Source organism: Psychromonas sp. B3M02 (assembly GCF_003318165.1).
In the GTDB taxonomy this organism is placed as follows: domain Bacteria; phylum Pseudomonadota; class Gammaproteobacteria; order Enterobacterales; family Psychromonadaceae; genus Psychromonas.
On sequence record NZ_QOCB01000128.1, the window covers coordinates 23679 to 49723 of the forward strand.

Here is a 26045-nt window from a genome sequence, read left to right on the forward strand (position 1 = left end):
TTATTGTGAATTATTTAAGGCATCTGTAGTGGTGTCAGTTACGTTATTTTGTTGTGTTTCTGTTTCTTGTTGTTGTGGCGCTTCTTGATAAAGAGGCCCTTTCATACCACAACCAACTAAAAAACTTGAAAAACACAGGACTATTAACGATAAATAAAGATTTTTCATACCTTATCCTAGTCAAATATTTTTAGCCCTCTATAATCGCATTTCATGGTTAAAAAGCAAAGGAGAAGTAAATGCCCGATGATGAATTTATCGAATTAGCTGACCCCTTGTTGTAAAAATTTGAAAAATACAGTGCTGATATTGATGATCGTCACCTTGTTCAAGGCTGATTTCATTTTTATTAGTGTTGATGGACCAACAATCTAGCGAAACAATGTGTTTCGATTTTAAGAGCACAAAACTATGTTCAAGTTATTTTTTTTATATCCTTTTATCGCACTAGTATGCATTTGGCTAAGCAGTGATGTTGAGGTTGATACCTCTATTTATAAGCTAGATGATAATAGTGTCTCCATTGAATTCCCTAAAGCTCGTTTTAGAGAAACCGGATCTGAACCTTGGTTTACCTTTTACTGGCAAGTGGACCACGAAGCGCAATTCTCCGAAACATTAATCGAATTAGAATAGAGGGATACTAATGAAAACAGTTGTTTTTCCAGGGTCTTTTGATCCCGTCACTAATGGACACCTTGATCTTATTTCAAGAGCTAGCAACCTTGCAGATAAAGTGATTGTTGCTGTTGCAATGAATGACAGTAAAAATCCTTTTTTTAATCTAGAAGAGCGTTGTGCTTTGTTGAAACAAGCAACACAACATATTGAGGGGATTGAAATCGTACCATTCAGTGGTTTATTGGCTGAATTTGCGAAACAACATCAAGCAGAAGCACTTATCCGAGGTATCCGTGGCGGTACTGATGCTGATTACGAAATTCATCTCTCACAGGTGAATTTCACCTTGTACCCGCAATTAGAAACTATCTTATTACCTGCTCACGCACGTACTGCTTTTATTTCATCAACTATTGTTAAGGAGGTGTTTAAACATCAAGGTGACATTAGCTTATTAGCACCGGAGTGTGTCCAACAAGCTTTTAAGAAAAAACAATAAAAATAAAATCTTACTTTAAAGTCATGCCATAGGAATAATAATGAGAATAATAACAAAAACACTCTTACTTAGCGCACTTAGCTTTTCTTTGCTGGGATGTAGTACCGTTGTCGATAAAACCTGGGAACAGGATAAGGTTTACAATATCACTGTGCTTCATACTAATGACCATCATGGTCGTTTTTGGCAAAACCGCTATGGCGAGTACGGTATGGCTGCACGTAAAACCTTAATCGATAGCATTAGAAGTGAAGTGGAAGATGCTGGTGGTAGTGTGTTGTTATTATCAGGTGGTGATATCAATACCGGTGTACCTGAGTCTGATTTACAAAATGCAGAGCCTGATTTTAAAGGCATGAGTTTAATTGGTTACGATGCGATGGCCATTGGTAACCACGAGTTTGATAATCCACTAGCGATTTTAAAACAGCAGGAAGAGTGGGCTAATTTCCCGTTATTATCAGCGAACATCTACGATAAAAAAACCAATACTCGTCTATTCCAGCCTTATCAGATGTTTGACCTAGGTGGTGTAAAAACCGCAGTGATAGGTTTAACAACAGAAGACACCGCTAAAGTGGGGAATCCTGAATATGTTGCAGGAATTGATTTTAAAGACCCAACCACTGAAGCGAGAAAAGTGATTGCTGAAGTTGAAAGAAATGAACATCCAGACCTTATATTTGCTGTGACACATATGGGTCACTACCAAAATGCATTTTATGGTGTCAATGCACCGGGTGATGTGACATTAGCACGTGCGTTACCGGAAGGTGCCTTAGATATGATCGTAGGTGGTCATTCTCAGGAGCCGGTTTGTATGGAAGGGCCTAATGTCGTTGATACCGGGTTTAAACCAGGTGATGACTGTGTGCCTGATAAACAAAACGGCACTTACATTATGCAAGCGCATGAATGGGGTAAATATGTAGGACGTGCTGATTACCAATTTAAAAATGGTGTGTTAACACTGGTTAATTACCGTCTTATTCCTGTCAACCTAGTGAAAAAAGTGAAAGTAAACGGTGAATCAAAACGTGTACTCGTCGAAGATAAAATAGAGCAAGACCCAAGTCTATTAGCCTTCTTAACGCCTTTCCAAGAAAATGGTCAAGCTGAATTAGGCAATGCTGTCGCGGAAAGTGATGCGAAGTTAGAAGGGGATCGTAATAAGGTTCGTTTCCAACAAACTAACCTAGGTCGTTTAGTGGCTAAGGCACAAAAAGAACGTGCTAAAGCAGACTTTGGTGTGGTTAACTCTGGCGGTGTGCGTGATTCTATTGAAGCAGGCACAATCACTTATAAAGATGTGTTGAAAGTACAACCTTTTGGTAATCAATTAACTTATGTTGATATGAGTGGTAAAGAGATCCTTGAGTACCTTAATGCAGTGGCGACTAAACCAGTTGATACCGGTGCTTATGCACAATTTTACGGTATTAGCATGACAGTGGGTAAAACGGCTGTTAGCAAGGTTAAAGTCAATGGTAAAAATCTTGATTTAACAGAGCAATACCGTTTCTCTATCCCAAGCTTTAATGCCGCTGGGGGTGATGGATACCCAAATATTACTGCACACCCAGGTTTTGTAAATACAGGTTTTGTGGATGCTGAAGTATTAAAAGAATACCTAGAGTCACACTCACCACTTAAGGTTGAAGAGTACCAGCCTGCAGGGGAAATGGTTTATCAGAACTAATCTTGTTATTTAATAGCGGCTAGTAATCGTTATTGATTAATATTACCAAATAAAAGCCTAGTAACTGAGTTGTTACTAGGCTTTTTTGTTGGTATTGATCAGCGTTGACAGTTTGGGCAGTACACACTGTTTCGTGCAGCTAACTTAACTGAGGTTAATGGCGTTTCACAACTTGGGCATAATTCACCAGTTTTGCCATACACATGTAAGGTTTGCTGGAAGTAACCGGGTTTACCATCACCACCAACAAAGTCCTTCAATGTTGTGCCACCTTGTTTAATGGCTTCGGTTAATATCTCTTTAATCGCAGCAACTAAAACCTGATAGCGTTTTAAGCTGATATTGTTGGCTGCTCTTACAGGGCTGATACCCGCTTTAAATAAAGCTTCAGTAGCATAAATATTGCCTACACCCGTCACTACCTTTTGTTCCATAATGAACTGCTTAACGGGTAGTTTTCTATTTTTGCCTAACTCATAGAGTAATGCGGCACTAAATTCATCGGAAAGAGGTTCTGGCCCTAAGATACTGAGTAATGGGCTCTCTTCAGGTTGTTCACCTAACCATAAAATAGCACCGAAGCGCCTCGGATCTGTGTAACGTAATAGGCAATGTTCAAATTCAAAATCAACATGGTCATGTTTTTGTGGGGCAGTCCCTAACTCACAAATACGTAAATTACCGGACATGCCTAAATGAATTAATAAAGTACCAGTAGCAAAACGCAATAATAGATATTTCGCGCGGCGATCAACGGCTAACAAGGTTTTCTGCTCTAATAACGATGGTAATTCTTTTGGTATTGGCCAACGTAATTGATGGTGGCGTAGGGTTATCTTTTTAACCGTTTGCTTAACAATATGTGGGCTAATACCACGACGGCTAGTTTCTACCTCTGGTAACTCTGGCATGTTTATCTCTTCATTTATTTAATAGTCATCCACGCAACAATAGCTTACTAGGCTTAATTAGTTAACTGTGTTTTTCAGCAAAAGTTAGCTGGATAATAGATCATCTACCAATAAGCGCGGTGAGTTTATCAAGGGGCAAAGCTAAGTAAGTGTCTTCATTAACTTGTAAAATGTACTGGCCATCCTGTTGCTGGTGGAGTTGCACGATAATAGGCTGTTGTTGCTCAATAACAAAAAACTTTAAGATAAAGTTGGAGAGTGGTAATGATTGGATATTTAACACGTCTAAGGGAAGTGTTTGCCAATTATCTACAATACTTTGTAGGTTTTCATTAGACAGGTTAATACTCGGCTCTCTTTTCCATTCTCGGCCTGTGCGTGTCATCACGAAGTCGGGTGTTTGTATTTCAACAATAGTGAAGTCAGGAGAGATAACAGGGCGTTGCTGCGTTGTATTTGAAAAATTAAGCTGTTGGCGGAAATTGAAAATGAAGATAATAAGTAATACGCCAAAGATAAGTACATTGTTCCAACCTTTTTTGGATAAGCGCATAAATATTCCTTTTTCTTCAGGTATAAAAAAACCCAGTATAAACTGGGTTTTTTCAAGGTGAAATCAAAATTACTTGATTTTGCCTTCTTTGTAGATAACGTGTTTACGTACTACAGGATCAAACTTTTTGATCTCAAACTTTTCAGGCATGTTCTTTTTATTCTTATCAGTAGTATAAAAATGACCAGTACCAGCGCTTGAATTTAAACGAATTTTATCACGCATTTTTAAGCTCCTTAAACTTTAACGCCATTAGCACGGATATCAGTTAAAACTGAATCAATACCTTTTTTGTCGATGATGCGCATACCTTTAGTAGATAGGCGTAATTTAACAAAACGGTTCTCACTCTCAACCCAAAAACGGTGTGTTTGTAGGTTAGGTAAGAAACGACGTCGTGTACGGTTCTTTGCGTGTGATACATTGTTACCAACAGCTGGACGCTTGCCTGTAACTTGACATACTCTAGACATGTCGAAATTCTCCAAAAATATTAGTTTTACTCGAGCAAAATAGTCGAACACCTTTTTTAGCCGTCGCCAAAGGCGTCGAGGGCGCATTTTATACATCATTAAGATTAAAAGATCAACAAATGTGAAAATAAATGCCCTAAATCCACCCTTTTTCGGCAAATGAGGTGTATTTTCCATCACCAATGATGAAATGGTCTAATATTTTAACATCAATTAATTGCAGTGTATTCACAAGTTTTTCAGTAATATTTTTATCCGATTGACTGGCCGTTGGATCACCTGAAGGGTGATTATGGACAAGAATAATTGCAGCAGCATTTTCCTGTAATACTTTTTGTACGATAACTCTTGGATGAACATTTGCACTATTGATGGTGCCGAAGAAAAACTCGTGAAAGCGAATAACACGATGTTGGCTATCTAATAATAACCCAGCAAACACTTCATAAGGATAATCACGCATTTTTGCACTTAAAAATTGTTGTGTTTGTGCTGCACTGGTTAAAGGGTCTCCTTTCATTAATGGTTCTTGTAGGTAACGACGAGACATTTCTAACACGGCTTGCAATTGTACATATTTTGCTTGTCCCAAACCTCTGTGGGTACAAAACTCACTTTCACAGGCAGAGAAAAGTGATCGTAAAGAACCAAAGTCGGTTAATAGCTGTCGCGATAGGGTGACCACATCAACACCTTGACAGCCAGTGCGTAAGAAAATAGCCAATAATTCACTATCGGTTAGGCTACCAGCACCTTGCTGGATCAGTTTTTCTCGTGGTCTTTCTTGTTTTGGCCATTGCTTAATTGATACCAAAGCTGACCTCCTTGATCAATATACAGAGTCTTAAATCTAGTTGAACTTGTACTTATTGCGTAACCTTTTTATGGTATTGTTAGTTTCTTTTTTTTATCTACTTTTCCGAGAATCTTATGTCGTCAATATTATCCCTTGCAGGGAAAAAGATATTATTAGGTGTTTGTGGTGGTATTGCTGCTTACAAAAGTGCAGAGTTAACCCGTCGCTTAATGGAGCAAGGTGCAGAAGTACGTGTTGTGATGACGGCTTCTGCAAAGCAGTTTATTACCCCTTTAACCATGCAAGCTGTATCTGGCCATGTTATTTATGATGATCTCTTAGATCCACAAGCAGAAGCGGGAATGGGACATATTGAACTCGCTAAGTGGGCTGATTTAATTTTAATCGCGCCAGCAACTGCCAATGCCATTGCGCGCTTACGTGCGGGAATGGCCGATGAATTGTTAACCACGTTGTGTTTAGCAACACCTTCTCCTATTGCGATTGCACCTGCAATGAACCAACAAATGTATTTAGCGGCAGCAACACAGGAGAACTTAACTGTGTTAGCTGAACGTGGCGTATCGATATGGGGGCCAGGGCAAGGCATTCAGGCCTGCGGTGATATTGGTCCAGGTCGCTTATTAGATGTCCCTGATTTAGTTACATGCTGTTGTGATTTTTTTGCGCCCAAAGCGCAAACGTTAGCAGGTGTAAATATAGTGATTACTGCTGGACCTACACAAGAAGCGATTGATCCTGTACGTTATATTAGTAACCATAGCTCTGGTAAAATGGGGTTTTCGTTAGCGAATGCGGCGCTTGATATGGGGGCTACAGTGACGGTGATTGCGGGGCCAGTTAATTTAACATTACCAAACAGTATTCACCGTATTGATGTTAAAAGTGCAATGGATATGCACCAGGCAGCCTTAGCGTCATTAGACTCAGCGGATATCTTTATTGCTTGTGCAGCAGTTGCAGATTATCGCACTGAAAATATTCATACAGAAAAGATGAAAAAACAAACTGACACTGATTCAATCACATTAACTTTAGTGAAAAACCCAGATATTATTGCCGATGTTGCGAGTGCTGCTAACCGACCTTTTTGTGTTGGGTTTGCCGCAGAAACTAATGATGTGGAAGCTTATGCAAAGGGTAAGTTACAGCGTAAAAACTTAGATCTTATTGCTGCAAATGATGTTTCTGTTGGGACACAAGGCTTTAATAGCGACAATAACGCATTAACGGTTTTTGCTAAAGATAAGCGTTTTGATATTGGCTTAACCAGTAAAAAAGAGGTTGCTAAGCAATTACTTACAATCATTGCAAAAGAGTATCAGCAGCGCTCATAAGATCATATGCATGACATAAATTAACAGTAGTATCTGCTCGCTAATTATTTAGCAATAGATAATACATGGTGAGTTTTTATAGTTACTTATTTTAAATTAATACTATTTATATTGAATCATTAACGCTCAGTGAGTGCTTAATCAGTGTTTTAGTATCACAACTGGAGACCAGCTTTGCGGACTCAGGAAAACAACAACGATAACAAAGGAAGTTATTAAGATGGTTGCAAAAAATAATAATAAAAAAGCCAATAGAAAGGATGATATTTTAAGTGCTTTAGCGATTATGTTAGAAGGAAAGCCAGGACAACGCATTACTACCGCAAAATTGGCTGCAGAAGTAGGTGTATCTGAAGCGGCTTTATATCGCCACTTTCCAAGTAAAGCGCGTATGTTCGAAGGGTTAATTGACTTCACAGAAACAACGGTTTTTACTCAGATCAATTTGATCAAAGAACAGCAAAAAGACACTTTTGTACGTATTGAACATATCGTCCATTTCTTATTAGGCTTTTCTGAAAGAAACCCTGGTATCACCCGCATTTTAAGTGGGGATGCTTTAGTCGGGGAAAATGAACGATTACAATTACGCATCGAACATGTTTTTTCTAAGTTAGAAACACAACTAAAACAAACATTACGTGAAAGGCCAACTTCTGATGGACAAAAGTTCACCACAGATGAAGGTATATTAGCGAACTTATTATTATCTTATGTAGAAGGGCGAATGAGTCAGTTTGTTCGTTCTCAATTCAAACAAAAACCAACACAACATTTTAAAAACCAATGGCAGTTTTTCTATAAACAGCTAACACAAAGTTAAGGAGCAATACAATGTCAGAAGAAAGTGGAGCGGTAAATGCTGTTGCCGAAGCTATCGAGAAAAACGTAGATATCCTCAGTAATAGTGTCACTTGGTTTGCGGATAACCAAGATCTTATTATTAGTTATGCGTTAAATATTATCTTTGCTGTTGTCACCCTGATTATAGGGATGATGGTGGCGCGTTTTGTTGCAGGTACATTGCATAAAATATTAGGTAAACGTGGTTTTGATAGCACCATAGTCGACTTTGTTACACGCATGGTGCGTTACATCATTGTTGCCTTTGTTATTATCGCCTCTCTCAGTAAATTAGGCGTAGAGACAACCTCATTTGTTGCCATCATTGGTGCTGCTGGTTTAGCGGTAGGTTTAGCATTACAAGGTTCACTATCTAACTTTGCTTCTGGTATCTTGATTATTGCATTACGTCCTTTCAAAGCCGGTGAATATATTGAAGCAGCTGGGACCGCTGGGGTGGTTGAGTCAGTTCAAATTTTCTCAACAACCTTAACTAGCCCAGATAATAAGTTTGTTGTTGTACCTAACTCTGCGATTTTAGGTGGCAACATTATCAATTACTCTCGTAAACCAACACGCCGTATCGATTTAGTGGTTGGGGTAAGCTACAACGCTGATTTAGCGCAAACTAAAGCGGTATTAGAATCTGTATTGAATAATACGAAAGGCATTTTATCGTCACCTGCACCAACGATAGCGGTCGCTGAATTAGCTGACTCAAGTGTTAACCTAGTGGTTCGTCCATGGGTAAATGGTGGTGATTATTGGCCAATTCGTTTTGAGTTAATGGAATCTATCAAAAATGCATTGGATGAAGCGGGTATAGAAATTCCATTCCCACAAATGGATGTACACATGGATAAATAGGTCTCGGACTTGTTAGCTCAAGAAACCAGCCTTTGTGCTGGTTTTTTTGTTTTTATATGATCCTCATCCTATTAAAACCGGTTTTGAATTCAAAAAAGCCTTCCTAGCTCTCTATAAAAAAATATTTTATAATTTAAAATCATAAACATAAGTGATTGTTAATTGAGCTGTTAGTTGTTTGTATCTAAGCCCTTATAATTATCATATAATAGCGATTGATTTTGATATTTGAAGAGACATTATGCATAACCCATTCATACAAATTTCTGGTTCGAAGCGTAGTTTACATGTCCAAGTGGCGCGTGAGATTGCGAGAAAAATATTATCTGGTGAAGTTGCTCAGAATGAAATTATTCCTAGTGAAATGGTATTATGCGAGCAGTTTAGTGTAAGCCGAACCGCCTTACGTGAGGCGATTAAACTACTAACCTCAAAAGGTCTATTAGAATCTAAGCCTAAAGTTGGAACGCGTGTTAAAAGTCGTGATAACTGGAATTTCTTAGATGCGCAATTATTAGATTGGGTGATTGATTTAGGTGATAACGCATTTGTATACCAAGAGTTTCTTGCTCTGCGTAAAGCGATTGAGCCAGAAGCGGCGGCTTTAGCGGCACAGAATGCAACTGCTCAACAGCGTATTCTATTATCTGCTACTTTCCAACAAATGGATTATGTGTCTAAAAACTTCGATGCTAAACAATGGATGGAAGTGGATATGGAGTTTCACCGTTTAGTCTTCCTTTCAACGGGTAATAGCTTTTATCTGCCTTTTGCTAATGTGCTATGTACTATGTTTAAAAGCTTTATTAGTCATTCATCTGAAAAGGGTGGCACTTGTATTGGCGAACATAGAGCTATTTACTCAGCTATTATGGCTGGTGATGCGGAAAAAGCGCGTGAAGCCAATAAACGTTTATTAGATACAACAAATCATCGTTTACCCACGAGTAATTAATTTTTCTTAAGTAGTAAACGAAAAAGCCGCGCTCAGTGAAAACTTAGCGCGGCTTTTTGTTAGCGGTCATTCGAACTAGAGGATAGCCACAGGGCCTGTCCAAGTAATCTGCTCACCATTGATAGTCACGTTAGCATCAGTTGTAGCATTCACCCCAACTTGATTGTTTACACATACTGTTAGTTGTTTTTGGTTACTTAAGTGAATCACTACTACTGATGTATTATCATCACTTTGAAGTACTTCTACCGACTCCACTAATCCACGCGCATTTAAGCTTGCTTCAACAGCTTCGTTAAAATAACCGTGTGTTTCATAAACATTAGCAAATAAGTGGTTAGCGGCTTTCTGACGAAGAATAAATAGGGGTTCATTACGTAAGTTGAAATCAGGATCATTTGCGCCGGTACGCGCAAAGATAAACTCGCTATTTTCATTGGCACTACTGATCAATGAATAATAAGTGTTACCCATTAACCAGGTAGTTAAAGAAGATTTCTCTACTTTACCTTGTCCTAAGTTCCATAAATGCTGATAACCGAATGCGTCACCTAAAGTATTAAGGCTTTTATTCGCTTCATAATCAAAGTTATTACGAATGATTTGCCCTTGGTAATGCACTGGGTAGTCGTAACTATGTTCTTCTTCACTGATTAAGCGGAAGAGGTCGATGATCAATGGTTTCTCAAAGCCTTCAATTTCAGCCATAATCACCGTTCGTTGTTGATCAACACCTGAATAGTAATCACGTGCATAAGCACTCATAGCTTGAAGTTGTTGGTCATCCAATAAGGTGAAGTGTTGTTCGCCAAAGTGCTGTTGGGCAATAGAAGTTGTCCCTTGGTTTTGGCTGACTTGGTCAACAACTACCGTGTTATGTGCAATGGTTTGCTTGCAGTAGCTAGTATTTTCGGGAATATAACGACCACCAAATTTAGGCTCGATATTTACCCAACGTCCGTAGCCATAATCATTAATGAACTCTTGGTTATTGTTAAATAGGCTAAGGTGTAATCCATCAAAGTGTCCATGGTCTAAAGCTGAGTGTAATTTGGCATCGCTACCGTGTTGACCGTACCAAAGTAAAGCCATGCTATCGTCGGCTTGTGTGTCTCGGTGACGCAAAATAGTCACACCACCACATTCACCTTCAGCACCATCACTTAAACTTAAGCTGCCCCAGTTAAAGTTAGGGACTTCAGTATTATCTTGTAGAGCATTAGATAAGGTTGCACCGGTATTATGCACCCAGACTTTACCTTGATGTTTCGCCATGGCTAATAAGGTTTCATTTTGCTCGTAACGATCGAAACAGATATTCGTCGCCAATAAAATACCTAGATCTTTGATATCCATGGTACGTGAGGAGTCATTTAGTGCAGGTAAGGTACCATTCGGGAAAGCTGTCGACATCACTGCATAGGCGGTGGTTTTGATCACTTCATCTTTTAATTGATAGATACCAATTTCAGGTTGGCGACGCTCAATGGTTTCAGCAAATAGGAAGATAGGACGCAGTGAAAAACGATGGTAATAAGGCCCTTCCATATAATAACCATCAGGTGAGAACAGTTGCGTTAATTGTGCAATAAAACCGCCAGAAACACTGTCGCCTTTTAAACCATAGATAGCTTTATCTACCGTTGCTTGATCGTTAATTGCGTATGCACAAATACCTGCACTCGCCACTGACCATAAACCATGATTATGAATAATATCAAAATTCTCAGCGTAGGTTTCAACAAACATTTCGAGCATTACTTTGAATAGATCATTTTCAATCAGTTGTTGTTGCCCTTCACTCAATTTGTGACGAATACAAGAGTAAGCGCAGGATGAATATAACATCCACATATTTTCATTGAGTGTTTGATGAAATAGACGACCGGGCTTGTTGGAGTCTCGGCTAATGTTTAACTCTCGGTGCTTATAAACCTTTGCATATTCAATTAACATAGTGGTTGCGTAATCAAGGTAACGCTGATCTTCAGTGATCAGATACAAACGGCCTGCTAGGTCTAAATGAATATAGTTTTGTTTATGACGGTTATGTTCATAACCGCCAGCTTCACCGTGTCCTGGGATTTCTATACCAATAGGCATGTAATCTTCAAGCGCATCAATCTCTTCTTTAATAGATAGACCGATCAACGAGTCGCTACCGACATGTTGACGTAATTCTGCTGCTTGCTCATAGCTCATTAAAAGGGGTTGATAACTCATGCTTAAGACCTCTTACTTTCTACAACTAAGAAACCTGTCCAGCTGTACGATTGATTGTTAAATTCGATGGTTGTTTGACTTGTTTCTGTGGCATCTTTAGCGTTGTTGATCATTACGGTTAACGCGATATCTTCACCTAACACTTCAATCACAGAGGCTTGTTCATTAAAGCCAATAATATTAATGGTGTGTATCTTTCCGCGTGCATCTAAACTCGCTTCAACTGACTCATTAAAGTAACCATGTGTTTCGATAACATTAGCGAATAGGCTATTTTTTGCTTGTCGACGAAGAATTAAGCTAGTTTCACTGCGTAAGTTAAAGTCAGGATCATTAGCGCCAGTGCGGGTAAAGAATAGAGTATCATCAGCGCTACTTGCACTTAACCAAGTGTAATAGCTGCTGCCTTGTAACCAACTTACTAAGTTAGTGTTTTGGCCTTTGCCTTCACTGACATTCCAAAGGTGTTGGTAACCGGCATCATCACCCATAGGATTGAGCGTAGAATGTTGTTTATGTTCAACATTAGTGCGGATGATTTGGCCTTGGTATTGCAGTGAATAATCATACTGATGGTCTTTATCACTGCTTAATCGGAATAAATCTAACAACAATGGCTGTGTTAATTGTTGATGTTCAATTAACACCAATGAACGCTGTTGCTCAACACCTGGGTAAAAGTCTTCAGCAAAGGCACTCATCGCTTGTATTTTTCCTTCACCGATAAAGAAGTGCGGAATACCATGTTTGCTATCAGCAAGCTCAACATCAAAGTCATTCTGACAACCCGCATCAACGGAGACTAGGTTGTGGACGATTGTTTGGCGTGCATAGGATTTGTTTTCATCAAGGTATCGACCACCGAATTTAGGTTCAATGTTCACCCAACGACCAAAGCCATAATCGCGCAATACTTCTTGATCATTATTAAAGTAAGTCATACCTAAAGTATCAAAGTGACCATGGCCCATGCCGTGTTGGCCATAGTTCATCACTAATTGGCTGATGTCGCCTTGTGAGTTTTGCATACGGATAAAGCCTTGTGCGCCTTTATCTCCATCTGGCCCTTCATTTAATTCAACACTTGGTAAGCAAGGCACTTCAACGGATGCTTGTGCTTGGTAAGCTTGAGATAAAGCAACACCGCAACCACTGATCCAAATTTGCTCTTGGATGTTGGCAATGCCATATAGGTTAGTGTCTTCTGGGTAATGCTTCGCATATAAGCTGACGGCAATCACTACGCCTTCATCTTTAATATCCATACTTTTTGATGCATCGTTTAATGATGGGAATACACCATTAGGGTAAGCCGTTGATAATAAAGATTGGATAGTTTTACCAATCACCTGATTTTTAAAGTTAAAAATATCTAATTCAGGGCGGAAACGTTGTGTTAACTCAGCTAATAAACACAAAGGACGAATCGCATAACGATGGTAATAAGGTCCTTCAATGTAATAACCTGAAGGTGCAAATAAATTACTTAACTGCGCAAGAAATCCACCTTGGATATCATCGCCCGCTAAACCATGTAAGGCTAAATCGATATACTTTTCTTGTCCTATGGCTGCACCGCATGCTGCTGTTGCGGCAACCGCCCATACACCGTGATTATGAATACGATCAAAATCAAAGTGATACTTGACTGTTGCTACCTCTAACATAGGTTCAAATAACTGTTTCACAATATGCTGACGTTGTGCTTCCGTTAACCAGTGTTTAATACAGCTATAGCCTAGGCTCGAATATAACAACCAAACATGTTCATTGAGCATTTGGTGGAATAAACGACCCGGTGGGTTGGTATTACGCTGCTCTTGAAACCCTAGTACTAAGTACTTGTCCGCATATTGCGTTAATAACGCTGCTGCAAACTGTGCATATTTATCTTCACCAGTAATCAGAAATAAACGGCCAGCTTGTTCAATATATTTATAGTTTTGTTGGTGTTTATTATGCGCATAGCCACCGGCTGGGCTATGCCCAGGTACGTCTATTGGTAAGGTTAGGTATTTATCGGTATCTTTGATTAAAGCATCTAAACTACGGCCCATTAGACTGGTTTTTCCTAGCTCCTGCTGAATGGCTTCAACTTCTTGCTGATTCATCAGAACGGCGTTAACAGTGGAGAGCATTATGACCTCGCTACATATAAAGTGGATAAAAATTATTTAATAAAGTAATACAAATAAACCTTAAAATCACTTTAATTTTTTAATTTTTAAGGATGACCTCTCTATTTTTAGATTTTAAATAACACTAAAAAAGCTAAAGCCTTTTATAATCTCACTGCTTCAACCAGCGATTTACTTTGCTTTTTATTCTTTATCTACCATAAGCACCTAGGCGGGTTCGCTGAATATGTTCCAGCTTACTTAATGTTTATATAGAATAATTTTTTGATTGTGATGTCGGTGGATGATCTAGATCACACATAGTGTCTTTTTGTATTACAAATTGGGTTGTGTGATGTACAATTTTTAACTTATAAATTGTATCAATAAGATGTAAATGCATTGTGACCATTTAGTGTGTTGATGCTGCAATTGATCTTAATACCGCGCTTTATACCGAGTGCATCAAGCGACGCTATTCGCTGCAACAGATTGAGATAGTTAAGTACAAAGACAATGAATCCATTTTTAGAATAGAGGTAGCAAATGGCTAATTTCAATATCGCTTTGATCGGCGAATGTATGATTGAATTACAGGAAGTAAATGGCGTTTTACGTAGAAGTTTTGGCGGAGATACTCTAAATACAGCTGTATATTTGTCACGTTTAACATCAGGTAAAGATGTTAATGTTAGTTATGTAACTGCCTTAGGTGAAGACAATATAAGCCAAGAAATGATCGATGCTTGGAACAAAGAAGGCATTGATGCACAATTTGTACAACGCTCTGCAACCAGACAACCTGGTTTATATATGGTTGAAACCGATGAAACAGGTGAGCGTAGTTTTTTATATTGGCGTGATGCTGCCGCTGCTAAATTTTGGCTCGAAACAGCAAGTGATGAATATATTGAATCGTTATTAAAACAAGATGTTATTTACCTTTCAGGCATTAGTTTAGCGATATTACCACCTGCTAGCCGTGAAAAGCTTTATGATCTATTAGCTCGTTATAAAGCAGCAGGTGGTAAAGTTTATTTCGATAATAACTATCGTCCGAAGTTGTGGGATTCTGCTGAACAGGCTGCTGAAGGATTTAAACGTATCCTAGCTGTTACGCATACGGGGTTATTAACATTTGATGACGAACAAGCTTTATTTGGTGATACAGACGTTGAGCAATGTATTGAGCGTACCCGTGCATTAGGCGTGCAAGAAATTGTTATCAAACAAGGTGGCAGTGAATGTTTGATCATTACTGCTGATGATTCAATTAGTGTTGCTGCACAAAAAATAGCACCTGAAAAGGTTATCGATACCACAGCTGCGGGTGATTCATTTGCTGCTGGTTATTTATCAAAACGAACTTTAGGTGGAACAACAGTGGCTTCTGCTGAAAAAGCACACCAAGTAGCAAGTACTGTGATACAGCATAAAGGTGCAATTATTGATATGGAATATATTGCCCCATTTGTAGATTAATCATTCATATTTAGGATAGTAGAAATGACAACATTAAATGAAAAGTTACAATCACTGAAAGTGATCCCTGTTATTGCCATTAAAGATGCTAATGATGCTGTACCACTGGGTAAAGTATTAGTTGAAAATGGCATGCCTTGTGCGGAAATTACATTCCGTACTCCAGCAGCTGCACAATCAATTAAAAATTTACGTGAAGCATTTCCTGAAATGTTAATTGGTGCTGGCACAGTACTAAACAGTGAAACTGTTGATTTAGCCATTGATGCGGGTGTTGATTTTATCGTTAGTCCTGGCTTTAACCCAACAACCGTTAAATACTGTCAACAACGTAATATGCCAATTATTCCTGGTGTGAACAATCCATCGTTAGTTGAGCAAGCAATGGAAATGGGATTAACTACCCTTAAATTTTTCCCTGCTGGACCATCGGGTGGCGTTGCAATGTTAAAGTCACTAACGGCTGTTTATCCAGTTAGCTTTATGCCAACTGGCGGTGTTTCACCTGCTAATATTAATGATTACTTAAATATTAATGCAGTATTAGCCTGTGGTGGTACGTGGATGGTACCTGCTGATCTGATTGATAACCGTGAATGGGATAAGATTGGTGAATTAGTGAAAGAAGCCGTTGCTGCACTAAACTAATTACAGTCATCGCATCTAGTTAAGCTATAAAAAACCTCAATAAGCGCAGCTCATGAGGTTTTTTATTTGATACGTTTATTTAGCTGACTTGCTTAAGGTCTCTGAAATATTGACGTTTTGACTTTTATCTAGCTCATCATCTTCAGGTAAAGGTTGACCAGTATAAGCATGTAAAAAAGCTTCGCATAACAGTTCACTGTTAGTTGCATGGCGTAAGTTATTCACCTGACGACGAGTACGTTCGTCTGTCAATATCTTCAATACCTTCGTAGGTATAGACACAGTCACTTTTTTTACCTGCTCACTTTTTTTCCCGTGTTCGGCATAAGGGCTGATATATTCACCGTTCCATTGTGTTGACATAGTAATAACCTTTTAAAAAATATGCTTTATTTTACCTCGATAAATTAAACATGGCAATCTATACGTACAGAGGGCTAGAAGTCTATAATTTAAAAGAGAATAGAAACAAAGGAGAATAGGGGAAGGCTTAAGATTTTTCTTTAACAGGGCTAAGTGCCGAGATTAAATCCTGTGCAGAAGCAACTAATTTACTGCTTTTAAAAGGGTTTAGTGACAATGTTTTATCTTCATTGAGGGTAATATCATAAAATTGTGGCAGATTAAAATTAACCTGTTCAGTGTCGGCATTAGGTAAATGATTATTAGAAGTATAAAAACGGTTTACGTTTTGTACAAACTCATTTTTTGAGCCAGCAAAGTTTAAGAATGTTTCGACATCATTTTCTGCATTAGCAATATAAACATTAAAACCATTATGGTAATTCTCAAAAAAGAATTGAATCAAACCTTCACTAATGTGGGATTCAATCACATCGGCGGTTTGATCGTAATGCGTGGTTTTTAAATTCAATGAACTTGTGGATAACTTCTTATTCGAGATATGGCTATAAATATCCACCGCACTTTCTAAATGTTGCAGTGATACACCTTTACGCTCAAAGTAAAAACCAAATTTTCTGCCACCCGTCCACAATGTTTGTACCGAACGAGTATGTACGGTATGTAAACGTAATTGAATGAATTCATTAAGTTTACTACCAAAGGCTTTACAGATTTGCTCACTAAAATGACGGCTATAACAGAAAAGGTCTATTTGTTGAGGGGGGGATGCATCTTGATGCATTTTCGACAAAATAGTATTAAGTGCTTCAACCACTGAGAATTGACTATTAAAGTGCAAAGTACGTACTTCATTCCATGAATTTCGGTAAATAAAGTCGATACTACCAATCAAACTCTCTTTATGTTCACCATAAGCCATTACGTTGTCGACTTGGTTTAATTCACTCTCTTCTGTATCTTGCCAATGACGTGTTGGATCTTTTTCAACATTTAAGAAAATAGATAAATGTTTAATTGCACAGGGTTCACTGAGTGCTTTATCACTGGCTTTAGGTACATAGATAGGGAAAACCGCATACAAGTCTCTGGCAAATTGATTAAGATTTTTATCAACGAGGTCAGAGCCTTGATTATATAAATGTAGAGTCGTGTCTTCATCATACAGTCCATTCACATAACTCCAAGCAACCAGCTTAGATAAATAAGGTGAATAACCTAGATTAGGTGTTGATGCTAATTCAAATGGATCCAGCGTACTATTAAATAAATACCAACCGGCTTTATTTTTGCGATGTTCTGGAATTTGGATCAGGCTAAGGTCATGCTCAATTAGATTCGGTGAGATATTAGGGTTAATAATATCCACTTTACCTGGCAGTGTTTCATGAGCAGCATAGAGCTTACGCGATAATATACCAATATCTTCGGCACTGATCGATTCACTAATATCATTGACTCGAGCAAATTTTATTAAGTTGCTGTAACTTAACATTAATGCATCAAGTAAAAGATGATTAGCTTGTTTTACTTCGCTTATTTTCCAGTTATTACGATTATCTAAATCAACAATTTGGCTAGCAGTCCAACCCCATTGTTTCACAAGTTTTTTTAAAATAGTACGGCGCCAAGCATGACTTTCATTGTAAGAGGGTTTAGATAACATCTCTTCAGTTTTAAAGTAGAAACAAACACGCACTAACTCTAAACGCTGTAAATCATTAATACTGATTAAGTAATGACTTACTTTTTCTAACATTAAACAATAGGGATCAAGGTGTTCATCATAACAATCTTGTTCTTGGAAACTTTTTTTGTAGGAAGTCGAGATCAGCTCTGTATTGGGGTATTCCCAAGAGTAAGCTTCCATTAATATGGTTTTTAAGGTGGCTTTATACGGGTTATCAATCCCTTTATATAGCTGCCATAAGGTTGCACCAAATAATTCTTCAGCTGGTACACGGTGTAAACCACCTAGGTCTAACCAATCATCTGGATTGATTTTTCCAGTGTCATAAAGATTTTTCACATAATTATCATAATCATGCTCATGTTCATGCGGAATTTGTCGCCATAGAATTCGACGGCCAGCAACACGCAATGAAGTACGATAAAACTCATCTAATAACAGCATATGCTGCGAGCTACCACAGGACTCATTACTTAATGATGCTTTATTTTTAACTCTGAACTTATTATCAGGAATAAGGAAGAAGTTAAGTTCTACGCCTAAACTTTCTGCCCAATAAGTAATTTCCCAAGATTTTTCATTAAGTAATGATACTCGGTCTGCACCCAAGGTATGTGAATAACAGATCCAAATATCAAAATCACTTTCAGAGCATTGCCCAATAGAGGAAGTACTGCCCATTGCATATAGGCCAATAATTTCGTTTTTTTCTACAGGTGGCTCAGGGACAACGGAAAAAAGTTGCTTGGCAAGCGTTTGATGTTCTTGGGTTGGATTGAATTGGCTAATGCCCGTTGGTACATCACCTTCAACATATCCCGGAAGGCTAGGGGAGTGATAATGAAATAGGAAAGGACAAATTTGAAATACGTTGGCTTCGTCTTGTTTCATTAATGCGAGAGCAGATCTAACACGCAAACGAGAAAACTCATCTGATTTATCGCGTAATTGAATGATTTCTTGGCTCAAGCTGTGTTCCATTAGTACAGGTATTAGTGTTAATTCAACCTTATAAAAAGTGTGAGCATCATAGCATTAATTCTGGTTGTTGGTAAATATAGTGTGAAATGAGTTGATTTTGGGAGGGACTAGCCCTCAGCATAACTGAGGGCTAGTTAACTTAATCTTCGGTTATTTGGTAAGGTAAAGGAGCGCAATACAGTGTTGAACCCTCAAGTTCTTTTACTTGGAAAATATCATCAGTATTTGTATCTTTTGGTAATACCGCGAGTACCTCAATGTGCCCATCGCCATATTGACTAGCAGACACGATAGTACCTACTCTTTTCCAGTTATTATTTAATAATACTTCCACTGTTTGCCCCGCTTTAGGACAATCCGCTGAACGACCTGTTAGAATAAACATGGCACGCTTGTTTGCGCCTCGGTACTTGGCGCGCGCTACGGTTTCTTGCCCAATGTAACAACCTTTAGTAAAGCTAATACCATCTAATGCCTGTAGATTTAGCATTTGAGGAATAAACTGCGCGGTTGTTTCCGCAGTTAAAAAGCCAACACCTGCAGCAATATTCATTGCATTCCATAAGCTGTCGTCAAAGACTTGTGCTTTGTCTTCTAAATCTACTAACAATGCTTCTGCTACAGCATTCTTCATGACCGCAAGGTAACGCAATGAAGGGTAAGGTTGTTTGATTAATACTGTGCCAGTGTCTAATAATCGGCTAGTATCATGAGTTGCTGCTGTATCCACCTCTTCTGCAATATATTCTGCTGATTTGTGACCCGCTAAGCCTAATATCTTATATTCAGTCTCTTTTTCAATAGTGACTTTAGAGAATGCGGCATACTTTTTAAGTTCAGGTAGTTGCACCTCTGACACAGAGCTAGGTTGGGTTAATAGAATACGGTCAGCTAATATAATCACTCGGGCAATGGTCCATGCTTTACCTTGAGGGTTACAGTGTGCCGCTAATGTTTGCTCACCCGGTACTAATTGCGTTAAATCACAAGTTAGTTGTCCTTGTAAAAAAGTAACACGGTCTTCACCTGTAATGCTGATCAAGTCCCAGCTATCGAGTGGACAGAGAACAAGATCGGGTAATTGGCTAATATTCTCAAGTTGGCTAAGTGTTAGCATGGTTGGCCTCATTTATGGACGAATGTGTTTTTTTACAATGTTATCGCCAATCGTCTATTTTACAACTGCTAAATGATGGTATTGATGTCGTACACGCTATATTTCTTAGAATAAATAACTGACTAATATAGGTGCTTATAATAAGCTACTGGTTTGTTTCAACGTTTATACGTATAAGTTGATAAGCAACTTAACGTTTTCATTTAAAAAGGAAGGTTTAGTCATGCCAAAAGAGGTTCCTCTTTCTCGTTTAATATGGGCTTGTCGTCGTGGTATGTTAGAGCTCGATGTTTTGCTTATGCCATTTGCAAAAGAAGAATACAGTGATTTAAGCGAACAACATAAGCTGTACTTCCAACGTTTATTAACCTGTGAAGATCCCGAGTTATTTGCGTGGTTTATGGGCCATGAGAAATGTCCAGATCCACAGTTGGCTGAAATTGTCGATGTCATCCTTAAGCGCGTTAAAATATAAGATAAGCACCGATCCTTCTGTTATCGCCAAAGCCTTGGCGATAACTTTACTGCTGCTCAGTGCTATTATACTTTACTTATTATGGGGAGTTGGTTGGTTTAGTGCTCTGTTATTAATCATATATATTCTTGTCTCTGCCTATTTTGTTTGTTCTTCGGTACAACTGCCTTTCAGCTGTCTTTTATCCGATGCTGGTCATATTGAAATAAGCGAACCGAAACAGCTGATAGGGGTGATCGATAGGCGCTCTTTTTATAATGCTTGGGTGATGTTTTTATGTGTAGAGCAAGTGGATGCATTATTGGTAGAAGTAAAACACGATAATCCTAGAAAGTGGTTTATCGTGTTTTATGACAGTGTAACGGAACAAGAGTATCGATTACTGGCACGTTTGATTAATACAGCATACGCAGGTTAATTATTATTAGGATTTAAAATCGTTGGCTTGGGATTATCATTTTGTTCGGGGTAATCTAAGTTGTAATGTAGACCACGACTCTCTTTCCTTTGTATTGCACTCTTGATAATCAACTCAGCGACTTGTACTAGATTTCTTAGTTCTAATAAATTATTACCAACTTTAAAGTTACTATAATACTCAGTGATCTCATGCTGTAATAATTCAACACGACTTAAAGCACGTTGTAGGCGTTTGTCTGTACGTACTATACCGACATAATCCCACATAAATAAACGTAGCTCGTGCCAGTTATGCTGAATAACCACTTGCTCGTCGGAGTTTTCGACTTGGCTGTCATCCCAGTCTGGAATCTTGGCAAATTTACGTTGTTTATAAAAAGGAATTCGATTAATAATATCTTTAGCGCTAGCATGCGCATAAACAATACATTCTAATAATGAATTAGAAGCCAAGCGGTTAGCGCCATGTAAACCGGTATAAGTGACTTCACCAATAGCATATAAACCATCAATATCGGTTTGACCGTGATGGTCGATCATCACACCACCGCAGGTATAGTGAGCCGCTGGGACAATAGGCATTGGCTGCTCTGCGATATCTAACCCTAGTGATAAACAACGTTGGTATATAGTAGGGAAGTGCTTAATAATAAATTCTTTGGGTTTATGGCTAATATCTAGATACATACAATCCACACCTAAGCGCTTCATCTCATAATCAATCGCTCGTGCGACAATATCACGTGGCGCTAATTCACCACGTTCATCAAAGTCGGGCATAAAGCGAGTTCCGTCGGGGCGTAATAATAGTGCCCCTTCGCCACGTAATGCTTCAGTTAATAAAAAGTTTTTTGCATCTTTGTGGTACAGGCAGGTTGGATGAAATTGATTAAATTCCATATTAGCGACGCGACAACCGCTTCGCCATGCCAGTGCAACACCATCTCCACTAGAGACATCCGGATTACTAGTATATTGATATACCTTACTTGCACCGCCTGTCGCTAGAGTGACAAAGTGAGCGTTAACGGTTTCAACTTGTTCAGCTTCTCTATTCCAAACATAAGCTCCTAATACACGGTTGGCAGGTAAATTTAATTTACGTGTCGTGATTAAATCAATGGCGTTATAACCTTCCATTAGGGTGATGTTTGGGTGGTTTTTAACGGCACTTAATAAAGATTCTTCAATCTCTCTGCCCGTCGCATCGGCGGCATGTAATATTCGACGATGAGAGTGACCGCCTTCACGCGTTAAATGATATTGTGTTTCTGATTGGTCGTTGGTTTCTGTATCAAAATCAACGCCCGTATCAATTAACCATTGCATACTTTCTTTAGCGTTAGTGACGGTAAAGTTAACTGCATCTTCATCACATAAGCCGGCACCGGCTATCAGTGTGTCTTCAAAATGTGAGTCGGTACTATCGTCATCAGAGAATACCGCTGCTACACCGCCTTGTGCATAATAAGTGGAGCCTTCAGAAAGTTTTCCTTTGCTTAAAACTCTTACATTGCTGTGATCTGCAATTTTTAAGGCTAATGATAAGCCCGCTGCACCTGCGCCAATAATTAATACATCACAAGTGTATTGATGTTCAGGTGTTGTTTTATTCTCTGCCATGGCATTATATGCTCTGTTTTGGGTAAAATAGTGTAACTAACATTTCGAATAACTAGAGAGTTTATCCAAAAACATCATTGTTTTGAATTAATTTGGAACTTTCTTTTTTTATAAAAGTCATATCTGTGAGAATTGATAGCTCACTATAATATAGGTAGAAAAGCTCAATGAATGAGCGTGAATTAGATTTACAGTTAATACAACGTATACAAAATGGTGAGCAACAAGCATTTGCATTATTAGTACGTAAGTACCAGACGCGTGTGGCCAATATATTAACACGTTATGTGCGTAGTTCAGGTGATATACCTGATGTATCGCAAGAAGTGTTTATAAAAGTATATAAATCATTACCTAACTTTAGAGGTGATAGTGCTTTTTATACTTGGCTGTTTCGCATTACGGTTAATACTGCAAAAAATTACTTAACCAGTCAAAGTCGTCGTCCGCCTGCGTCAGATATAGATGCAGAAGAAGCTGATAGTTACGATGGCAGTGGTGCTTTAAAAGATGAGGACAACCCTGAGTCTCTTTTACATTCTCAGGAAATAAAAGAAGTCATCTTAAAAGTGATTGGTGGTTTACCAGATGAGTTAAAGTCTGCGATTACTTTGCGCGAACTTGAAGGAATGAGCTATGACGAAATTGCACAAATTGAAAATTGTCCAATTGGTACCGTCCGTTCTCGTATCTTCAGAGCACGTGAAGCAATTGACAAACAACTCAAACCCTTATTAGAAAATTAATTGGAATTGATGATGAAAGAATACTCACAAGATCTGTCATCGCTCATTGATAATGAGTTTGATGACCAAGAGATCATCGACACAGTACTTGAGGATGTTGAATTACAGCAACAATTCTCAAGATACCAACTAATTGGTGACGTTTTTCGTGAAGAAAGCGATGGCTTAGATTTACGCGTTGATGTGACTGATAGTGTAATGGCTGCGATTGCTAACGAAGTTCAACAAGATAATGTTGTGCCATTAGTAACTCCTGATAAACAAGAAACTAACGTTGTCCCATTCATGAAGCGTTTTGGTCAATATGCAATTGCTGCCTCGGTAGCAGGTGTTGTAGTGGTCAGTAGCCTAGTGGTGAATCAAGACAATGCAACCGATGCAAGCTCAACACCAGTACTGAATACCGTACCTTTTGGTGGCGCAGCTGCACCAGTAAGTTTGCAGGCGACACCAGCACAAACAGAAAGTGACATTAAAGAGCGTAATGAACGTTTAGAAGCGTTAGTGAAGGACCATCAGTTACAGTTGCAAACAAAACCTTAAGGTTGGCGATGAAACATCGATTATTTTTAGTTGCGTTAGTGTCACTTATTTCGTTAATAGTGTCACCGCAACTAATGGCAAGCTCTGAGTCCGAAGTAGCACAACCTGAGCAAGCAAAAACAGCGCAAGTAGCTTTACCATCTGCATTAACTTATTTAAATAACATGAAGCAAGCTTATAATAACTTGAATTATACGCTGCTTTATTTAAATACAGCCCAAAATAAAATAGAGCCAAAGCAATTAGTCCATGGCGTGATTGATGGTAAGCGTATCAGTTACTTTACCTACTTAAATGGGGCAATGCGTGAGTCGTTACAATTTGATGGTAAAATTAGTTTTTATCAACAAGGCACTAAACCATACAGCTTAATCAGTCACCAGGATCAAAGTGTGTTTGCTGATATTGCTAACTTTGATTTCAAAAGTGGCAATAGAAGTTATGAATACATTATCCTAGGGAAAGACAGAATCGCAGGCAAAAAAGCCATAGCGATACGTATGATAAGTAAAGATAAATATCGTTACAGCTATATTGTCTGGTTAGATCTAGGCAGTTATTTACCCCTGCGTTTAGATATCATTAACAAATCCAATATAATACTTGAGCAAACCATGGTTGTTTCAATGAATATTAGTCATACCGTCAGCCCTTGGATAAAACAACTCAGTACACAATCCACACCAGATATATTAACCTTGCCACAAACGACTACATCAAATATTGCACAGTGGAATGTCGATTGGCTACCAACTGGCTTTAAAGTCATAAAAGACGATCAACATAAATTAATGATGCATGATACTGATCCAGTCTCTTACTTAATGTTGAATGACGGTATTGTTAGCGTGTCAGTGTATATTTCTAGTAATAAATCTTTATTGGCTGATCAGCAAACCATTATTCAACGTGGTGGTACTCTAATCTATACTAAACAAGTCAATAATGCTGAAGTTAATATTATTGGACAAATACCATTGGTCACAGCTGAAAAAATAGCAGCATCAATTAAACCGGTACATTAATGTTAAAAGAAACAGGTCGTATCATTGAGATAACCGAAATAAACGGTGAAAAGAGTGTCACTGTCGAGTGCATCTCTAAATCTGCCTGTAAATCTTGCAGTAGTAATGATAATTGTGGTGTTGGTGTCGTTGCCAAAGGCATTAGTGATAAGTCTCACCATATCTCCATGCCATATAAAGAAGGGATGGAAGTAAATAAACAAATAGAATTATTAGTTAATAATAAAGATATCGTACAAAGTTCTTTGGTTGTTTATATCATTCCGCTTATTTTATTTGTTGTTACTTGCATCATTTCCAACCTAATCACCGATAATGAACCTCTTATTATCCTATTTTCAGTATCTGCATTACTTATTGGTAGTGTTATTGCCAAACTTCTATCCGCAATCCTTTATCCTGCTAACAGTTTAAACAAGATGATAAGCACAAAATAACAGCATAAAAGCGTGTTATTTTGAGCGGTTTGTTGGTTAATTAAGCGGTCAGTAAAATAATCAAAAAAAACAGTAATAAACGCTTGCTTACCTTTTCAAGATCCCTATAATGCGCATCCACAGACACGGGACGGAACGCAAGTTACCCAGCGAGTTTGAGAACAAAACAAACGCAGTAAACGCTTCGAAGTTCGCTTCGAAATAAAGTTGAAAATTAACGTTGACATTGTTCGAAAGGCGCGTAATATACGCCGCCTAGCCGAAAGGCACGCTCTTTAACAATTTAATCAAACAATCTGTGTGAGCACTTATTGTTGATGTGATTTCAAATTAGAAATCCTAACTTAGTTAGGTAACATCAATACTTAGTGACACACGAATTAATTCATTAATTCAGAATAACATTGTACTTAGGTACATAGTTTTAGTCAGTAATATTGAGTCGCAACTTAGGTTGCAAATTAAACTTTAAATTGAAGAGTTTGATCATGGCTCAGATTGAACGCTGGCGGCAGGCTTAACACATGCAAGTCGAACGGTAACAGAAAGTAGCTTGCTACTTTGCTGACGAGTGGCGGAC

The 26045-nt window shown here is 38.4% G+C and carries 27 protein-coding genes and 1 rRNA gene; 16 read left to right on the forward strand and 12 right to left on the reverse strand.

Annotated elements, in window-relative coordinates; genetic code table 11:
• The gene (lptM, locus tag DS885_RS17555) at window positions 1–168 is read right to left on the reverse strand and encodes an LPS translocon maturation chaperone LptM (protein WP_181817775.1); all 168 of its coding nucleotides are present in this window, start codon (window positions 166–168) and stop codon (window positions 1–3) included.
• A gap of 243 nt (window positions 169–411) precedes the next feature.
• Here lptM and DS885_RS14230 point away from each other — a divergent pair, with 243 nt between their 5' ends.
• From DS885_RS14230 to ushA, 3 genes are read left to right on the forward strand one after another with little or no spacing between them, the layout of a single operon-like run.
• A complete protein-coding gene (locus tag DS885_RS14230) occupies window positions 412–636 on the forward strand; it encodes a hypothetical protein (RefSeq protein ID WP_113820084.1) in 225 nt (74 codons plus the stop codon).
• 10 nt (window positions 637–646) lie between these two features.
• Window positions 647–1120 carry a pantetheine-phosphate adenylyltransferase gene (coaD, locus tag DS885_RS14235; protein WP_113820085.1) on the forward strand — a complete coding sequence of 158 codons (474 nt, stop codon included), beginning with the start codon at window positions 647–649 and terminating at the stop codon, window positions 1118–1120.
• Between the two features lie 40 nt (window positions 1121–1160).
• Window positions 1161–2819, forward strand: coding sequence for a bifunctional UDP-sugar hydrolase/5'-nucleotidase UshA (ushA, locus tag DS885_RS14240; protein WP_220149712.1), 1659 nt, complete (start codon window positions 1161–1163; stop codon window positions 2817–2819).
• Between the two features lie 98 nt (window positions 2820–2917).
• On the opposite strand, the gene mutM is transcribed toward ushA, so the two are convergent.
• From mutM to radC, 5 genes are all read right to left on the reverse strand, one after another.
• Window positions 2918–3730 (reverse strand): bifunctional DNA-formamidopyrimidine glycosylase/DNA-(apurinic or apyrimidinic site) lyase, encoded by an 813-nt coding sequence (gene mutM, locus DS885_RS14245; RefSeq protein ID WP_113820087.1) that lies wholly within the window; start codon window positions 3728–3730, stop codon window positions 2918–2920.
• A gap of 100 nt (window positions 3731–3830) precedes the next feature.
• Window positions 3831–4283 (reverse strand): hypothetical protein, encoded by a 453-nt coding sequence (locus tag DS885_RS14250; RefSeq protein WP_113820088.1) that lies wholly within the window; start codon window positions 4281–4283, stop codon window positions 3831–3833.
• A 69-nt stretch (window positions 4284–4352) separates the two neighbouring features.
• The gene (gene rpmG, locus DS885_RS14255; protein WP_025562982.1) at window positions 4353–4508 is read right to left on the reverse strand and encodes a 50S ribosomal protein L33; all 156 of its coding nucleotides are present in this window, start codon (window positions 4506–4508) and stop codon (window positions 4353–4355) included.
• A gap of 11 nt (window positions 4509–4519) precedes the next feature.
• The gene (rpmB, locus tag DS885_RS14260) at window positions 4520–4756 is read right to left on the reverse strand and encodes a 50S ribosomal protein L28 (protein ID WP_113820089.1); all 237 of its coding nucleotides are present in this window, start codon (window positions 4754–4756) and stop codon (window positions 4520–4522) included.
• 136 nt (window positions 4757–4892) lie between these two features.
• A complete protein-coding gene (radC, locus tag DS885_RS14265; protein WP_113820090.1) occupies window positions 4893–5570 on the reverse strand; it encodes a RadC family protein in 678 nt (225 codons plus the stop codon).
• Between the two features lie 116 nt (window positions 5571–5686).
• Here radC and coaBC point away from each other — a divergent pair, with 116 nt between their 5' ends.
• The 4 genes from coaBC (at window position 5687) to DS885_RS14285 (ending at window position 9575) form a co-directional block, all read left to right on the forward strand.
• Window positions 5687–6910, forward strand: a complete 1224-nt coding sequence (gene coaBC / locus DS885_RS14270) for a bifunctional phosphopantothenoylcysteine decarboxylase/phosphopantothenate--cysteine ligase CoaBC (RefSeq protein WP_113820091.1) — start codon at window positions 5687–5689, stop codon at window positions 6908–6910.
• Between the two features lie 220 nt (window positions 6911–7130).
• A complete protein-coding gene (gene slmA, locus DS885_RS14275; RefSeq protein WP_113820092.1) occupies window positions 7131–7733 on the forward strand; it encodes a nucleoid occlusion factor SlmA in 603 nt (200 codons plus the stop codon).
• A gap of 11 nt (window positions 7734–7744) precedes the next feature.
• A complete protein-coding gene (locus DS885_RS14280) occupies window positions 7745–8620 on the forward strand; it encodes a mechanosensitive ion channel domain-containing protein (RefSeq protein ID WP_113820093.1) in 876 nt (291 codons plus the stop codon).
• Window positions 8621–8861: 241 nt separating this feature from the next.
• Window positions 8862–9575, forward strand: coding sequence for a FadR/GntR family transcriptional regulator (locus DS885_RS14285; protein ID WP_113820094.1), 714 nt, complete (start codon window positions 8862–8864; stop codon window positions 9573–9575).
• Window positions 9576–9650: 75 nt separating this feature from the next.
• Here the strand turns inward: DS885_RS14285 and DS885_RS14290 are convergent, their stop codons facing one another.
• Window positions 9651–11798 carry a heparinase II/III domain-containing protein gene (locus DS885_RS14290; protein ID WP_113820095.1) on the reverse strand — a complete coding sequence of 716 codons (2148 nt, stop codon included), beginning with the start codon at window positions 11796–11798 and terminating at the stop codon, window positions 9651–9653.
• A gap of 2 nt (window positions 11799–11800) precedes the next feature.
• Complete coding sequence (locus tag DS885_RS14295) at window positions 11801–13909, reverse strand: heparinase II/III domain-containing protein (RefSeq protein ID WP_258546919.1); 2109 nt, start codon at window positions 13907–13909, stop codon at window positions 11801–11803.
• 552 nt (window positions 13910–14461) lie between these two features.
• Between DS885_RS14295 and DS885_RS14300 the strand changes: the two genes are divergently transcribed.
• A complete protein-coding gene (locus DS885_RS14300; RefSeq protein WP_113820097.1) occupies window positions 14462–15397 on the forward strand; it encodes a sugar kinase in 936 nt (311 codons plus the stop codon).
• A gap of 24 nt (window positions 15398–15421) precedes the next feature.
• Window positions 15422–16045 (forward strand): bifunctional 4-hydroxy-2-oxoglutarate aldolase/2-dehydro-3-deoxy-phosphogluconate aldolase, encoded by a 624-nt coding sequence (locus DS885_RS14305; RefSeq protein WP_113820098.1) that lies wholly within the window; start codon window positions 15422–15424, stop codon window positions 16043–16045.
• A gap of 75 nt (window positions 16046–16120) precedes the next feature.
• On the opposite strand, the gene metJ is transcribed toward DS885_RS14305, so the two are convergent.
• The 3 genes from metJ to ygfZ all read right to left on the reverse strand — a co-directional run bounded on the left by metJ (window position 16121) and on the right by ygfZ (window position 20196).
• Window positions 16121–16408, reverse strand: a complete 288-nt coding sequence (gene metJ / locus DS885_RS14310) for a met regulon transcriptional regulator MetJ (protein WP_113820099.1) — start codon at window positions 16406–16408, stop codon at window positions 16121–16123.
• Between the two features lie 127 nt (window positions 16409–16535).
• Window positions 16536–19067, reverse strand: a complete 2532-nt coding sequence (locus DS885_RS14315; protein WP_220149713.1) for a class I adenylate cyclase — start codon at window positions 19065–19067, stop codon at window positions 16536–16538.
• A 151-nt stretch (window positions 19068–19218) separates the two neighbouring features.
• On the reverse strand, window positions 19219–20196 hold the full coding sequence (gene ygfZ / locus DS885_RS14320) for a tRNA-modifying protein YgfZ (protein WP_113820101.1): 978 nt from the start codon (window positions 20194–20196) through the stop codon (window positions 19219–19221).
• Window positions 20197–20419: 223 nt separating this feature from the next.
• Between ygfZ and DS885_RS14325 the strand changes: the two genes are divergently transcribed.
• The gene (locus DS885_RS14325) at window positions 20420–20671 is read left to right on the forward strand and encodes an FAD assembly factor SdhE (protein WP_113820102.1); all 252 of its coding nucleotides are present in this window, start codon (window positions 20420–20422) and stop codon (window positions 20669–20671) included.
• A complete protein-coding gene (locus tag DS885_RS14330) occupies window positions 20643–21089 on the forward strand; it encodes a protein YgfX (protein WP_113820103.1) in 447 nt (148 codons plus the stop codon). The genes DS885_RS14325 and DS885_RS14330 overlap by 29 nt, the downstream gene beginning before the upstream one ends.
• Here DS885_RS14330 and nadB read toward each other — a convergent pair.
• Window positions 21086–22714, reverse strand: coding sequence for an L-aspartate oxidase (gene nadB / locus DS885_RS14335; RefSeq protein ID WP_113820104.1), 1629 nt, complete (start codon window positions 22712–22714; stop codon window positions 21086–21088). The genes DS885_RS14330 and nadB overlap by 4 nt on opposite strands.
• A gap of 167 nt (window positions 22715–22881) precedes the next feature.
• Between nadB and rpoE the strand changes: the two genes are divergently transcribed.
• The 5 genes from rpoE to DS885_RS14360 form a co-directional block, all read left to right on the forward strand.
• Window positions 22882–23460 carry an RNA polymerase sigma factor RpoE gene (gene rpoE / locus DS885_RS14340; protein ID WP_113820105.1) on the forward strand — a complete coding sequence of 193 codons (579 nt, stop codon included), beginning with the start codon at window positions 22882–22884 and terminating at the stop codon, window positions 23458–23460.
• A gap of 12 nt (window positions 23461–23472) precedes the next feature.
• Window positions 23473–24003 (forward strand): sigma-E factor negative regulatory protein, encoded by a 531-nt coding sequence (locus tag DS885_RS14345; RefSeq protein WP_113820106.1) that lies wholly within the window; start codon window positions 23473–23475, stop codon window positions 24001–24003.
• 8 nt (window positions 24004–24011) lie between these two features.
• Entirely contained in the window at window positions 24012–25028 is a 1017-nt protein-coding gene (locus DS885_RS14350; RefSeq protein ID WP_113820107.1) for a MucB/RseB C-terminal domain-containing protein, read from the forward strand.
• Window positions 25028–25465, forward strand: a complete 438-nt coding sequence (locus DS885_RS14355) for a SoxR reducing system RseC family protein (RefSeq protein ID WP_113820108.1) — start codon at window positions 25028–25030, stop codon at window positions 25463–25465. Before DS885_RS14350 ends, DS885_RS14355 begins: the two co-directional genes overlap by 1 nt.
• A gap of 470 nt (window positions 25466–25935) precedes the next feature.
• Window positions 25936–26045 (forward strand): 16S ribosomal RNA (locus tag DS885_RS14360); the annotation flags it as partial.